General features: G+C 73.3%; 12 protein-coding genes. 9 read left to right on the top strand and 3 right to left on the bottom strand.

Annotated features, from left to right (window positions below):
* Positions 1-46: 46 nt before the first annotated feature.
* The gene (locus tag GIS00_RS23690; RefSeq protein WP_154770945.1) at positions 47-1,027 is read right to left on the bottom strand and encodes a response regulator transcription factor; all 981 of its coding nucleotides are present in this window, start codon (positions 1,025-1,027) and stop codon (positions 47-49) included.
* A 479-nt stretch (positions 1,028-1,506) separates the two neighbouring features.
* Between GIS00_RS23690 and GIS00_RS23685 the strand changes: the two genes are divergently transcribed.
* From GIS00_RS23685 to GIS00_RS23665, 5 genes are all read left to right on the top strand, one after another.
* Positions 1,507-2,046 (top strand): TspO/MBR family protein, encoded by a 540-nt coding sequence (locus tag GIS00_RS23685; protein ID WP_154770944.1) that lies wholly within the window; start codon positions 1,507-1,509, stop codon positions 2,044-2,046.
* A 251-nt stretch (positions 2,047-2,297) separates the two neighbouring features.
* A complete protein-coding gene (locus GIS00_RS23680) occupies positions 2,298-3,617 on the top strand; it encodes an ATP-binding protein (RefSeq protein ID WP_322098368.1) in 1,320 nt (439 codons plus the stop codon).
* Positions 3,614-4,693: a tetratricopeptide repeat protein gene (locus GIS00_RS23675; protein WP_154770942.1), complete on the top strand. Its 1,080-nt coding sequence runs from the start codon at positions 3,614-3,616 to the stop codon at positions 4,691-4,693. Before GIS00_RS23680 ends, GIS00_RS23675 begins: the two co-directional genes overlap by 4 nt.
* 73 nt (positions 4,694-4,766) lie before the next feature.
* A complete protein-coding gene (locus tag GIS00_RS23670; RefSeq protein WP_154770941.1) occupies positions 4,767-6,068 on the top strand; it encodes a DUF5685 family protein in 1,302 nt (433 codons plus the stop codon).
* A gap of 45 nt (positions 6,069-6,113) precedes the next feature.
* Positions 6,114-7,001, top strand: coding sequence for an LLM class flavin-dependent oxidoreductase (locus GIS00_RS23665; RefSeq protein ID WP_154770940.1), 888 nt, complete (start codon positions 6,114-6,116; stop codon positions 6,999-7,001).
* A gap of 22 nt (positions 7,002-7,023) precedes the next feature.
* Here GIS00_RS23665 and GIS00_RS23660 read toward each other — a convergent pair whose 3' ends face one another.
* The gene (locus GIS00_RS23660; RefSeq protein WP_154770939.1) at positions 7,024-8,505 is read right to left on the bottom strand and encodes a xylulokinase; all 1,482 of its coding nucleotides are present in this window, start codon (positions 8,503-8,505) and stop codon (positions 7,024-7,026) included.
* 66 nt (positions 8,506-8,571) lie between these two features.
* On the bottom strand, positions 8,572-9,594 hold the full coding sequence (locus GIS00_RS23655) for a zinc-dependent alcohol dehydrogenase family protein (protein WP_322098367.1): 1,023 nt from the start codon (positions 9,592-9,594) through the stop codon (positions 8,572-8,574).
* A 152-nt stretch (positions 9,595-9,746) separates the two neighbouring features.
* On the opposite strand from GIS00_RS23655, the gene GIS00_RS23650 reads away from it, so the two are divergent.
* The 4 genes from GIS00_RS23650 to GIS00_RS23635 all read left to right on the top strand — a co-directional run bounded on the left by GIS00_RS23650 (position 9,747) and on the right by GIS00_RS23635 (position 13,086).
* Positions 9,747-10,757, top strand: coding sequence for a LacI family DNA-binding transcriptional regulator (locus tag GIS00_RS23650; protein ID WP_154770938.1), 1,011 nt, complete (start codon positions 9,747-9,749; stop codon positions 10,755-10,757).
* Positions 10,758-10,795: 38 nt separating this feature from the next.
* Complete coding sequence (locus GIS00_RS23645; RefSeq protein ID WP_196073427.1) at positions 10,796-11,446, top strand: transaldolase family protein; 651 nt, start codon at positions 10,796-10,798, stop codon at positions 11,444-11,446.
* 81 nt (positions 11,447-11,527) lie between these two features.
* Positions 11,528-11,863, top strand: a complete 336-nt coding sequence (locus GIS00_RS23640) for a TfoX/Sxy family protein (RefSeq protein ID WP_154770936.1) — start codon at positions 11,528-11,530, stop codon at positions 11,861-11,863.
* A gap of 74 nt (positions 11,864-11,937) precedes the next feature.
* Positions 11,938-13,086 (top strand): hypothetical protein, encoded by a 1,149-nt coding sequence (locus GIS00_RS23635; RefSeq protein WP_154770935.1) that lies wholly within the window; start codon positions 11,938-11,940, stop codon positions 13,084-13,086.
* Positions 13,087-13,093: the final 7 nt, after the last annotated feature.

The raw sequence follows: 13,093 nt of genomic DNA, 5'->3' as shown, positions 1-13,093 counted from the left end.
GGGGGAAGTGGGTCGGGGGAGGAGTGGGTCGAGGGGGAGCGGAAGCTCAGATCCGCGGGCCGGCCGCGTCCAGGGCCAGTACCAACCTGGTGAGGTCGACCCGGGACCGGACCTGCAGCTTGGCGAAGGCGTGTTTGAGGTGGGAGTCCACCGTGTGCTTCGAGACGAACAGGCGGTCGGCGATCTCCTGGTTGGTGAGGCCGTCGGCGACCAGCATCGCCACCCGCAGTTCCGCGCGCCCGAGGGTCGCCCACCGGTTCGCCGAGTCGCGGCGGGTGCTGCTGTGACCCGGCCGGGACGGCAGGTCCTCGTGCCGCTTCTGCTCCGGGAGCCCGTGTCCACGGGCGTGGACCGGTGGTCGGCGCCCGATCGCGACATCGTTGTCCGCAGCGTCCGCTGTGTCCGTTCCGACCATGTCGGCCGTCGGGTTCGCGCCGACGCCGACCTTCCGCCGGAGCCGCGCCGAATGCCATCGCACGGTGGCCTCGGAGACCTCGAGTCGGGCGGCGATCTCCTTGGTGGAACGGCCGGCCTCGAGGTCGGAGTAGATCTGCCGCTCCCGGGGAGTCAGATCCGCGGTCGGATCCGGCGGCGGGATCACTCCGGCCAGCCGGATCGCATCGACCAGGAAGCCGACGTGTCGGCGGGAGAAGCCGCTCTCACCGTCGTGGATGGCGAGCAGGGCGCGGCGCAACGATGCGGCTGGCATGTCCGGCCGGATCCACCCGTCCGCTCCGGCGCCGACCGCGGCGATCAGGGACTCCGGGTCGTGATCGGTGGACAACACGACGATCCGGGACACCCGCGGGTCGGCACGGAGAGTCATGATCCGTCCGGGGATGTGCGCGGCGTCGGTCTGGGCGACGACTCCGATGGCAGCGCCCGGCACCGACGGGCCGAGAGGGTCGACGCCCGACTCTTCATCCGTATGGCCCGCGACCGTCAGGCCTGCGGCCGTGAGTACCTCGTGGACCAGCGCCACCTCGTGGGATTCCCCCGCGATGATGACCTTCGGCTCCGTTGCCATCCCGTTCCCCTCGACGCGCACGAATGCGGATGTTCCGATCGAGGCCGTTGGTATGACCGGGACCCGCCCCCGCGGATCCGGCCGACCGGTGGACGACCACCTTCGGTACAGCACGCAGTGTAAGCACAGCTTTACCCCGATCGTCGCCGATTCACTCGAAGGAGCGGCGATCGACCCTGTCGGATCGAGGCCGATGGAGCGAGCCAGGTCACGTTGTTGTCGCTGCGCGGGGTCTCGTCGCACTGTCGCTGCGATCGACTGCGGTCCGGACACGGTCGCTCACCGTGAGTTTTTGTGCATTTCTGCAGTTGCGAAAGCCCGGTTCCGAGAGGCCGAAGGCGTATGCGGGCGGATGGAAAGCGCATGCAGGCGGATGGATCCGCCGGGCTGGACACAGGAGAGGGTGTGCGGGATCCCGGAACGGGAACCCGCACGCCGGTGGTGGGTCACCGCCGGGGAGTCGGGAGGTCGATGTCACGATGCGCGCGACGACGTTGGTGCGGACGGGAGCGGCGGTGGCGCTGACCGCAGTGATCGGCGGGCTCGCCACCGATCCGGGTTCCGCCTGGTACCGGACGTTGCGGACACCCGCCTGGCAGCCGCCCCCGCCGGCCTACCCGCTGGTCTGGACTCCGCTGTACGCGGACATCGCGGTGGCGTCGGCGGCGGTGCTCGACGCGGCGCACGAGTCCGGCGACGAGGATGCCGGGCGCGGATTCGCCGTGGCGCTGGGGGCCAACCTCGTGCTGAACGCCGGGTGGAACGCACTGTTCTTCGCCGCGCGGCGGCCGTGGCCGGCGGCTGTCGAATGTGCTGCGCTGACGCTGAGCTCGGCCGATCTGGTCCGTCGGGCTGCTGCCCTGGACCGGCGGGCGGCGATCGCCCTTGCCCCGTACCCGGCCTGGTGCGCCTTCGCGACCGCGCTCACCGTCGCCATCGCCCGGCGGAACAGCGGGACGACGGCACGGGCCAACCTCGTGCACAGGCTCCGTGGGCTGTGGCCGGGGCGCTCCGGCTGAGTCAGCGCGGACCGGTCCGACGCACGGCCGGTCCGACATAGAGCCGGACCGAAGCCGACCGGGATGGGGACGGGCCCGGCCGGCGAAGCAGCGGCGGCCGTCGCCCGGCGGTACCGGCCGGCCTCAGATGCCGGTCGGACCTCTTGTGGCGCAACGGATCCGATCGACGACGCCGGATGTCCGGCGCAAGGGTGGCGGGGGTGTGCGGCAACCACACGCGGGCGTGCCGGGGCATCACGTACGTTGGCGCCGTGGACCCGCAGCTGATCGCCAGCCTCCGCCGGGCGGTGGACGCGGCCCCCGACGACCTGCCGCTGCGGCTGCACCTGGCCGGGGTGCTGCTTCAGGGCGGGCAGGTGCCGGAGGCGATCGCCGAGTGCGCCGCTGCTCTTGCCCGGGATCCCGGGTCGGCGGCCGCCCGCGCCCTGATGGCCCAGGCGCTCGGCGGTGGGGGTTCGGGTGGCGGCCCCGGTGTGCCCACCCACGACACGCCCACCCACGAGACGGCTCCCCACGACACGGCGACTCCGGGTCCCGAGACCACGCCGATGTCACCGACTGCGCCGGCTTCACCCGCTTCACCGACCGGAGTGCCCGGGCCCGGCTTCGACTGGTCGGCCGCGGAACAGCAGATCGGCGACATCGCCCATCCGATGTTCCTGGACGCCGAGCGGGAACAGCCGACCGGCGCGGCCTGGGAGGTGGAGCAGGCCAGGGTGACACTCGCCGACGTCGGCGGGATGTCGCAGGTGAAGGAGCGGCTGGAGGCCGCGTTCCTGGCCCCGATGCGCAATCCGGAACTGCGCCGGCTGTACGGCAAGAGCCTGCGCGGCGGTCTGCTGCTGTACGGGCCGCCCGGCTGCGGCAAGACCTTCATCGCCAAGGCGGTGGCGGGGGAACTGGGCGCCGGGTTCGTCAGCGTGGGACTGTCCGACATCCTCGACATCTACGTGGGTTCCTCGGAGCGCAACGTCGCCGAGCTGTTCCAGCTGGTCCGCCGCAGCGCACCCTGCGTGCTGTTCCTCGACGAGATCGACGCGCTCGGGCAGCGCCGGACGCAGACCCGCAACACCGCCATGCGCGGCGCGGTCAACCAGTTGCTGACCGAGATGGACGGGGTGAACGGCGCCAACGAGGGCGTGTTCGTGCTGGCCGCGACCAACCAGCCGTGGGACGTCGACCCGGCCCTGCGCCGTCCCGGCCGGCTCGACCGGACACTGCTCGTGCTGCCGCCGGACCAGCCGGCGCGGGAGGCGGTGCTGCGGTACCACCTGCGGCACCGACCGGTCGAGGGCATCGACCTGGCGGCGCTGGCCCGGGCCACCGACGGGTTCTCCGGGGCGGACCTGCAGCACCTCTGCGAGTCGGGCGCCGAACGGGCCCTGCTGGACAGCGCGCGGACCGGTACCCCGCGGATGATCGGGATGAACGACCTGCTGGCGGCCCGCGGTGAGGTCCGCCCGTCGATCGGCGACTGGCTGGACACCGCCCGCAACGTGGTGATGTTCGCCGACGCGGACAACAGCTACGCCGAGCTGCGCGAGTACCTCAAGCGGGTGCGGCGCTGGTGAACCCGGAGCGCGACCCGGGCTCGCAGCTGGACCGGGCGGACCACCTGCTCGACCTCGAGCGGCCCGCCGACGCGATGCGGGCGGTGTCCGCCGTGCTGGCCGACGACCCGCAGAACACCCGCGCGCTCTGCCTGGCCGCCCGCGCGGAGATGGCGCTGCAGCGTCCGGACGCCGCGGCCGAGTTCGCCCGCAGGGCCCACCGCACCGACCCCGGCAACGACTGGCCGCTCCGGCTGCTGGCACTGGCAGAGAACCGTCGTGGTCAGCACCTCGCAGCGGAACACAGTGCCGCTCAGGCGGTGTCGATCTCACCGTTCGTCTGGCAGACCCACCAGGTCCTGGCCGCCGTGCTCGCCGACAATTCGCCGGCCAGGGCACTCCCGGTGGTGGAGCGCGCCATCGCCCTGGCCCCGCAGGAGCCGGAACCGCACAACCTCAAGGCCGGGATCGCGCTGGACCGCGGCGATGTGGCCACCGCCGAACGGGAGTACCTGGAGGCACTGCGGCTCGATCCGCAGAACTCCGCCGCGATCAACGGACTCGGCCTGGTCAGCCTGCGCCGGCGCCGGTCGCTGTCCGCCGCGGCCCGGTTCGCCGACGCCCTCGGCCAGGACCCGCGCCTCTCCGTCGGCCTGCACAACCTCGACGTCGCGTTCATCAACACACTCGCCATGCCCATGCAGCGGTGGCTGTGGATCTTCTTCATCGCCGCCTGGCTGGTCAGCCGGGTGGCCGGCCAGGACATCCGGTGGCCGTCCCTGGCGCTCGCCGCGGTGCTCGCACTGGTGCTGGCGGTCGGGGCTGTCCGGACCGTCGGGCTGGTCCGCGGGCGGCTGCGCCCCTACGTGCTCAGCCTGCCGCGCCGGGACCGGCTGCTCACGGCGGCGGCCTCCACGCTGCTGGCCTCGGTGCTGCTGCTGCTGGTCTCGCTGCTGCTGCCGGTCGACGCGGTGCGGGGCATCCTCACCGTCGCGGCCGTGGTGTGCTGGATCGTCGCCGGCCAACTGCTGCGCCGTCGGGTGCGCAGGCTCGACGTCGCGGCCGGACCGCGGCGGTCGGTTCCGCCGCACGGGTGAGTGTGCCGCCGGGTCAGGTGGTGTCGGCCCGGAACTGCTGCGCGAGCGGCTGCGGCGTGATCGAATCCCGCTCATGTTCGGTGTGGTCCATGCCTGCCGGCACACCCTGGGGGACGAGCTCCTCGAGCAGTGGCGTGCCCACCTGTGCGGTCTGTGCCTGACCCTGCGCGACAGCCGGGGGCAGGCAGCACGTGCGACGACCAACACCGATGCCGTCATGCTGTCGGTCCTGCTCGAGGCGCAGCAGCCCGAACAGGCTCCGCGGCGCACCGCCGGCCCGTGTGCGCTGCGGGGGATGCGGACGGCGGAGGTGGTGCCCTCCCAGGCGGTCTCGGTCAGGTTGGGGGCCACGGCCTCGCTCACCCTGGCGGCCGCCAAGGCCGCCGACGTCATCGGTGAGCGCCGGGTCGGGCTGGGCAGCCCGACCGGTCCGGCCGGGAAGGCGGGGGCGCTGGTGAAGGCGGGTGCGGCCGGTGCGCTCGCCGGCCCGCTCCGGCGAGGAGCCTTCGTCGACCGGCCGATCGCCGACTCCATCGGTGCGCTGCAGGTCCTCGAGGACCTCGACGGCCAGGCTGCCCTCGAATCCGCCGTGCGGCCCGGGGACCCACTGTCCGCGGTGGTGGCGCCGACCGCATCGGCGACCGGACGGATCTTCGCCGCCTCGGCCACGCTGGCCGGGGTCCCGGAGAACGAGCAGCCGCTGCGTGAGATCGGTGAGGCCTTCGGCGCTCTCGCCCATCTGCTGGACGCGGTGGAGGACCAGCAGGCCGATGCCCGGGCCGGCGCCTTCAACCCGATCACCGCCACCGGCGCGGCGCCGGAGCAGGTCCGCTCGGAGTGCGTCGGCCTGGTGCGCCGCATCCGGGCCGGGTACGACCGGCTCCAGCTGCGCGACAACCGCCTGGTCCGGGCACTTCTCGTCGACGGCAGCCGAGCGGCGCTGCACCGGGCCTTCGGTGGGGACAGGGGGCGGCACTGCACGGTGCCGGGCCATGCCGTGGACGGTGCGACCGCCACCACGGTCGACCGCCGGGCCGGTACCGCGGATCTCGGATACCCGGGGCCGCCGCCCCCGGGGCCGTCCGCCCCGCCGCCCTACCCGCCACCGAACCACCCGGCGCCCGGCTACCCGCCGCCGGGTCAGGGCGACCCCGGCCCGCCGCCCGGGCCCCCGCCACCGCCGCCGGACCGGCCGTTCTGGCGCAACGTGCTGCCGTGGGTCGGTGTGTACTGCACCGGCTACGCCTGCTGCGCCTCGCACGAGAACCCCTGCACCGGGAAGCGGCACGACCCCGGCTGTTCGAACTGCTGCGACTGCACCGACTGCGACTGCTGCTGCGGCGACGGGTGCTGCTGCGACTGCAGTTGCAACTGACCGGCTGCGGTGGTGGTGTCGCCCCGGTGGCGGCAGACTGGGCGGATGGGCGACCATCCGACACCGCAGCTGGGGATCACCTTCCTCCCGTGGTGGCCGCCGGAGCGTCTGCTGTCCGTCGCCACAGCGGCGGACCGGGCAGGGCTGGGCGAGTTCTGGCTCTGGGAGGACTGTTTCAAGCAGGCCGGCGCCTCGACGGCCGGTGCAGTGCTGGCCCGGACGGATCGGGTGCGGGTCGGTGTCGGGCTGTTCCCGGCGCCGCTGCGCAACCCGGCGCTGCTGGCCATGGAGATCGCCGGGCTGGACCGGATGTTCCCCGGGCGGTTCCTGGGCGCGGTCGGCCACGGGGTGCAGGACTGGATGCGGCAGGTCGGCGCGAAAGCCGCCTCGCCGGTCACCCTGCTCCGCGAGTACCTGACCGCGGTGCGGTCGTTGCTCGACGGGGACACGGTGACGGTCGACGGCCGGTACGTACACCTCGATGCGGTGGCACTGGACCATCCGCCGACCGGCCGGGCGACGCTGTTCGCGGGTGCCGGTGGGCCGAAGTCGCTGGCGCTGTGTGCGGAGCTGGCCGACGGCACCCTGGTGTCCGGGTTCCGACCACCGTCCACCACCCGTGAGGTGCGCGAACTCGCCGACCGGGTGCGGTCCGCCGCCGGGCTCGACCCGGCGCACGAGATCATCACCTCGGTCCCGGTGGCCACCGGCCCGGACGCGGCGGAGCGGATGGAGCGGGAGCGACTGGCCTGGGAGGCGGAGCCGGCCGACGGCATCTCGGTGATCGGCACGGCCGATGAGATCGCCGACGGACTACGGCGTTTCGTCGAGGCCGGTGCCACCAGCATCGCGGTGCAGCCGACCCGGGACGAACCCGACCCGGAGGGGCTGGCCGCCTTCCTGGGCGCGGAGGTGGCGCCGCTGCTCCGGTGACCGGGCAGGCCCATGCCGCTGGTCAGGCGCGCAACCGAGCGAGGGTGTCGCGGTAGCGGAACCGCCGGTCGCGCAGTGCCTCCGCCGCCGGTCCCGGCTCGGCGATGAGTGTGGTGTGCGGGGTGGCGACCTCCGTCAGCCGGGCGTCGTCGAGCAGCCCGGCGGCCCGCGCGCCGATCAACGCCGCGCCCCGGGCGGACGCGCCCGGCACGTCGACCGCGTGCAGTCGCGCTTCGAGCACGTCGGCCAGCAGCTGCCGCCATGCCGGAGCAGTGGTCCCGCCGCCGGCCAGCCGCAGATCCCTGTTCCCGGAGGGGATCCCGGGCAGCGCGTCCAGGCAGTCGGCGACGGCGAAGGCCACGCCCTCGAGGGCCGAGTGCAGCAGTGCCACCCGGTCGTGCCGGGCGTCCAGGCCGGTCCAGGCACCGCGCATGTTGGTGTCCAGGTACGGCGTGCGCTCGCCGACCAGGTGCGGCAGGAAGACCGGGTCGTCCGGGCGGCTGCCGCGATCGGCGACCCCGTACAGCTCCGACCACTCCGCGCCGAGGATCCGCCGCACCCAGTCCAGCGACTGGCCGCCGGTCAGTCCCGCGGCCATCGCATACCAGCCGTGGGCCGTCGCCGACCGGTAGAGGTGGGTGACCGGGTCGTGCAGACCGGCCACCGACTCCGCGGTGGGTGCCGGCACGACCGTGACGATCTGCACCCCGGTGCCGATCGTCAGCTGCACGGTGCCCGGCTCGAAGAGCCCGGAACCCAGTGCGGCAGCGGCGGTGTCGCCGGCTCCGGCGGCCACCGGCAGTCCGGCCTGCAGGCCCAGCGCCTCCGCTGCGGCTGTGGTGAGCCGGCCGGCCTCGGTCAGCGCGGACGGGAGCAGATCGGGCAGCAGTCGCCGGTCGATCCCCAGGGCCGTCACCACCTCGTCGTCCCAGTCCGCGGCCAGCACGTCGAACAGCAGCGTGGCCGAGGCATCGCTGGGCTCGCCGGCGGCGACGCCGGTCAGCCAGGCCCGGATCCAGTCCTTGGGCTGCAGCGCGTGCCGCGCCGCGTCGAGGACCTCCGGCTCGTGCACGTGCAGCCAGGCCAGCACCGGGCCGGCCATCCCGGGGCTCAGCGGGTTCGCCAGCCGCGCCCGGACCGACAGGTCCAGCGCCCGCAGCAGGTCCAGCTGCGGCTCGGCCCGGGCATCGGCCCAGAGCACCGCCGGTCGCACCGGCCGGTGCTCGGCATCGCTCAGCACCACGCCGTGCATCTGCCCGGACAACCCGATCCCGGCGATCCCGGCCACCGACGCCGCCGGCGCGGTGGCGAGCACCTGCGCGGTCGCCGTCCGGATGGCCTGCCACCAGGCCTCGGGATCGGTCTCGGCCCAGCCCGGGTTGCGCCGGTCCACCGGGTAGTCGCAGACGGCCTGCGCGACAACGGCACCCACCTGATCCGTCAGCGCCACCTTCACCGAGCTGGTACCGAGATCGATGCCGAGCACGGCGGGGACGGTCGTCATGTCAGGGATCCTTCAGTCGGTGCGTTCACGTGCTGGGTGGATAGCTGGGTGCGGCGGCGTCCGGTCTCAGACGACGATGACCACCTTGTGGGCGGAGCGGTCGGAGGCCAGCGCCTCGAGTGCCGCACCGTAGTCGTCCAGCCCGAAGCGATGGGTGATCATGCCGTCGGTCCGGGCACGGCCGCCACGCAGCGCGGCGATCGCGGTGCCGAACGAGGTCATCTCGGCGAACGAGCCCTTGATCTGGATCTCCCGCCGGAAGACGTCGAACGGGGAGAAGGTCATGATCTCGTCGGCCCGGGTCACCCCGTAGACCAGGAACGTCCCGCCGTTGCGGGTCAGTGGCACGCAGATGTTGCCGATCTCGGTGGAACCGGTTGCCTCGACGACGATGTCGTACCCGTCGTCACCCGCGGCCGCGCGCAGGTCGGCAAGGTTGCGGTCCGGGTCACCGCGGTGCAGCAGCACCGTGGCATCGGCGCCCAGGGCGGCGGCGGTGTCCAGCTTGAACTGCGACGGGCCGGCCACCGTGACCGAGGACGCGCCGCCGGAGGCGAGCAGCTGGGCCAGCAGCACACCGGTCGGACCGGCGCCGAGCACCAGCGCCGTGGCCCCGGGGCGGACCTGCAGGGTCTCCAACCCGTGCATGGCGCAGGCGGTGGGCTCGGTGAAGACGGCGGTGTCGATCGGCAACCCCTCGACGGAGAAGACCAACAACTCGGACACGCAGGCGTACTCGGCGAAGAAGCCGTTGCTGCTGGCGCCGATCCCCAGCGCGTTCTCGCAGAGGATGGTCCGGCCGGACAGGCAGTAGCTGCAGTGCCCGCAGGGGATGTTCGGGTTGACGGTCACCTGCTCGCCGATCCGGAACCGGGTGACCCCGTCGCCGAGAGCCGCGACGGTGCCGACCATCTCGTGCCCGGGGATCAACGGGAACCGGGCGTTGAAGTCGCCGTGGTGGATGTGCAGGTCGGTCCCGCAGACGCCGACCTGGATCACCGTGATCAGCACCTCGCCGGGGCCGGGCTCCGGGGTGGGCACCTCGGTGACCTCGTACTCGGTCGCGGCGCTGTACAGGACTGCCTTCACTGGAGTGTCCTCCGGGACGTCGGGAGCGTCGGCGTCGGCACCGACGCGTCTGTCATCGTTGTCAGAAGCTGCTGGAAGCACACTGTAGGCTGCTCTGACACCGTTGTCATGCCGGGGCGGATGCCGGCACCGGCGCTGCTGAGGAGGCAGGGATGGCCACCATGCGGGAGGTCGCCCTGCTCGCCGGCGTCAGTACGAAGACCGTGTCGCGCGTGGTCAACGACGACCGCTACATCTCCGCCGGCGTGCGCGAGCGGGTCGAGCAGGCCATCGCCGAGCTGCGGTACGTGCCGAACCCGCTGGCCCGCACCTTCCGCTCCGGCCGCGACACGGCGATCGGGGTGGCGGTCCCGGATCTCGCCGACCCGTTCTTCGCCGCCATCGTGCGGACCGTCGAGCACGCCGCCCGCGAGCGCGGGACCGTGGTGCTGGTGACGTCGGTGGGGGAGGATCCGACGGAGGAGCAGCCGGCCGTGGAGGCGTTGCTGCGCCGGCAGATCTCCGGACTGGTGCTGATTCCCACCGGCAGCGACCACACCTATCTGCGGCAGTGGGCGGACCAGGTGGGCATCGTGTTCGTCGACCGCCCGCCGGGGCGGCTCGCCGCCGACAGCGTGATCGAGGACGACCGGTCCGGGGCGATCGCCTCCGTCGACCGGCTGGTGGCGAACGGGCACCGCCGGATCGCCTTCCTGGCCCGCGACCGGCAGGTGGTGACCGTGCGCCGGCGCCAGGAGGGCTACCGGGCCGCCCTCGCCGGCGCCGGTCTGCCGCTCGACGCCGACCTCGAGATCTTCTACGAGGACCGGGGTCTCGCCGCCGATGTCGCGGTGCCGGAGCTGCTCGGCCGGGTCGACCCGCCGACCGCGGTCTTCTGTGCCAATTCGCTGACCGCCGTCGACGTGGTGCCGGTGCTGCACCGGATCGGCCGGACCGATCTGGCAGTGGTGAGTTTCGGCGACTTCCCGATGGCGGACTCGCTGCGGCCGTCGGTCACCGCGGTCGACCAGATCCCGGACAGCCTGGGCCGGGCGGCGGTGGAACGGCTGTTCCGGCGGATCGACGACCCCACCGCCCGGCTGGGCCGCCTTGTGGTGCTGCCGGTCTCGCTGATCGTCCGGGAGAGCAGCGAGATCCCTGGCCCGGCAGCCGGTCCCGCGTAATGGACAGTGATGCACGACCACCGGAGGTACACCCCCAGATGATGTCCCTGTACGTCGATTCCGCGGTCCGCGACGAGGTCGAGCCGCTGTTGGCCACCGGCCTGTTCCGGGGCATGACGACCAACCCCACGCTGCTGCACCGGGCCGGGCTGACCGGCGCCGACCTGCCGGCCGTCTACGACTGGGCCGTCGCGGCCGGGTCGCGTGAGGTGTTCGTCCAGGCCTGGGGTGCCGACGCCGGGGCGATCGAGGCGTCCGGCCGGAAGCTGCGTGAGCTGGGGGACGCCACGGTGATCAAGGTGGCGGCCACCGGTGCCGGGCTGCAGGCCGCCGCGAAGCTGGCCGCCGACGGGATCCCGGTGCTGGTCACCGTCGTCTACGCCGTGCACCAGGCGGTGTCGGCGGCCGCCGCCGGGGCGCAGTTCCTGGCCCCGTACGTCGGCCGGATGGCCGACCTCGGGCTGGCCGGGCGGGAGGACACCCTGCAGATGCACCGGATCCTGCAGTCGTCCGGCACCGGTGCCCGGGTGCTCGCCGCCAGCGTCCGGTCCACCGCCGACCTGGTGGCGCTCGCGGCGGGTGGGGTCGACGCCTTCGCGCTCCCGGTCCCGGTGTGCCGGGCACTGCTGCACGACGCCCACACCGAGACCGCCGCGGCCGCGTTCGACGCGCTGTCGGCGGAATGGTGATCCCGAGCGGCTGTCGGTGTCTGTCGGGGGTCATCGACAGACTGGGGACCTGACATCCCGGCCGCACCCCCAGGAGATCCGATGACACCGGAGCAGAGCGAGCTCGTCGACCGCCTCCGTGCCGCGCTCTCGACGGCACCCGTGACCAAGGAGGTGTCGATGTTCGGCGGCCGGTCGTTCATGGTGGCCGGGAAACTTGCGGTCTGCGCCCTGAAGAACGGTGGCCTGCTGGTGCGGGTCGACGCCGACCGGCACGACGAATTCCTGGCACTCCCGGGTGCGGTCCAGGCCCACATGGGTGCCGACCGGACCATGGGGCCGGGCTGGATCGAGGTGTCCGCAGCCGCACTCGACGGTCCGGGCCTGGACACCTGGGTCGGCCGGGCCCTCCAGTACAACCGCACGGTCACCGACTGAAACGCCCACCCGGCCGGCGGTGGCACCGATACGCTGCGCAGGTCGGGCGGCGGAACCGGGAGCGGGAGGCAGCGGTGCGGGTCGGAGCACGCGCGCTGGTCGCGTTCGTTGCCGGGATGGTCCTGCTCGCCGGCTGCGGGGGCTCCTCGAGCACCTCGTCCGGCGAACCTCCGGTGCCGGCCGACGTCCGCGGCCCGCTGCTCGTCGACTGCTGGAACGACACCCTCACCGAGCTCGACCCCGCCTCCGCCGCCAGGGGCCGGTCGTTCGCCTTCGCCGCCGAGGACGACGGCGCGGTCCGGCTGTGCGACTGGAGCCCCGGCGACGGCGCCGGCGGCGTCACCGCCTACCGGGCCGACGGGACGCTGCTCGCCGCGTCCCGCAGCGGCGACGACGACTCCTCGCACGCCGGGTTCCTCGACGTCGCCACCGGCACGTTCACCGACCTCTCGGCGCGATTGCGGCTGGACGCGAACGGCGACTACACCGACGAGGGGTCCGGCGTCGACGACTTCGCCGGCCCGGTGAAGGACCGCGTGCTGGGTTTCGCTCCGGACGGCTCCCTGCTCTTCGTCCGGGCGGCGAAGCGCTACGCCGCCGCCGCGCCCGGCTACACCGATTTCCGTCGGCTGCCGGACGACGAGCTGATCGGTCTCACCTCGCCCGACGGATCCCGGACCGCCGGCACCTCGTTGTGGTCCGGCGTGCTGTCGTTGCCGGCGGGTACGCCGGACGTGCCGCCCGGGACCGACACGGACCCGGCCGACGTGCGCACACCCGCCGGATTCGCCCCGATCGCCCTGCTCGGGGAGGACGTGGCGGAGGACGTCGGATGCGACCGGATCGGGTGGATCGACGACGCCACGCTGCTCTGCCAGGACACCGGGAGCGTGACCCTGGTCGACCTGTCCGGCGCACAACTGGTGGCCGCGACGGACCTGGCCGAGCAGGTGGCCTCCTGCTCCCTGTGCTGGACCAGTAGCTGGATCTGGACACTGCCGGCCGGGTCGGTCCGGGACGCGACGCCGGCCAGCAGCCGCGAGCTGTTCGGGTTCGTCGCCGACCCGGCGCGCGGTGTGGCCTGGTTCCTCGCCGATGCCGGCACGGCCATCCGGCTCTACTCGATCGGCTCCCGCCGTGGAGCCACCCCGAAGCTCGTCGGCGAGTTCCAGGTGGGCGACGACCCGACCGGCTCGTCCTGGACCGGACTGCTGGTGCGCTGACGCCGGA

The sequence above is a fragment of the Nakamurella alba genome, from assembly GCF_009707545.1.
Lineage (GTDB): Bacteria > Actinomycetota > Actinomycetes > Mycobacteriales > Nakamurellaceae > Nakamurella > Nakamurella alba.
Note: the sequence above shows the minus strand (reverse complement) of the source record. Positions and strands in the feature narration are given on the sequence as shown.

Bases quoted from the DNA above. Each gene is read 5' to 3' on its own strand.
- GIS00_RS23660 (WP_154770939.1), bottom strand. From the start codon at position 8,505: ATGACGACCGTCCCCGCCGTGCTCGGCATCGATCTCGGTACCAGCTCG.
- GIS00_RS23650 (WP_154770938.1), top strand. From the start codon at position 9,747: ATGGCCACCATGCGGGAGGTCGCCCTGCTCGCCGGCGTCAGTACGAAG.
- GIS00_RS23690 (WP_154770945.1), bottom strand. From the start codon at position 1,027: ATGGCAACGGAGCCGAAGGTCATCATCGCGGGGGAATCCCACGAGGTG.
- GIS00_RS23665 (WP_154770940.1), top strand. From the start codon at position 6,114: ATGGGCGACCATCCGACACCGCAGCTGGGGATCACCTTCCTCCCGTGG.
- GIS00_RS23670 (WP_154770941.1), top strand. From the start codon at position 4,767: ATGTTCGGTGTGGTCCATGCCTGCCGGCACACCCTGGGGGACGAGCTC.
- GIS00_RS23640 (WP_154770936.1), top strand. From the start codon at position 11,528: ATGACACCGGAGCAGAGCGAGCTCGTCGACCGCCTCCGTGCCGCGCTC.
- GIS00_RS23685 (WP_154770944.1), top strand. From the start codon at position 1,507: ATGCGCGCGACGACGTTGGTGCGGACGGGAGCGGCGGTGGCGCTGACC.
- GIS00_RS23645 (WP_196073427.1), top strand. From the start codon at position 10,796: ATGATGTCCCTGTACGTCGATTCCGCGGTCCGCGACGAGGTCGAGCCG.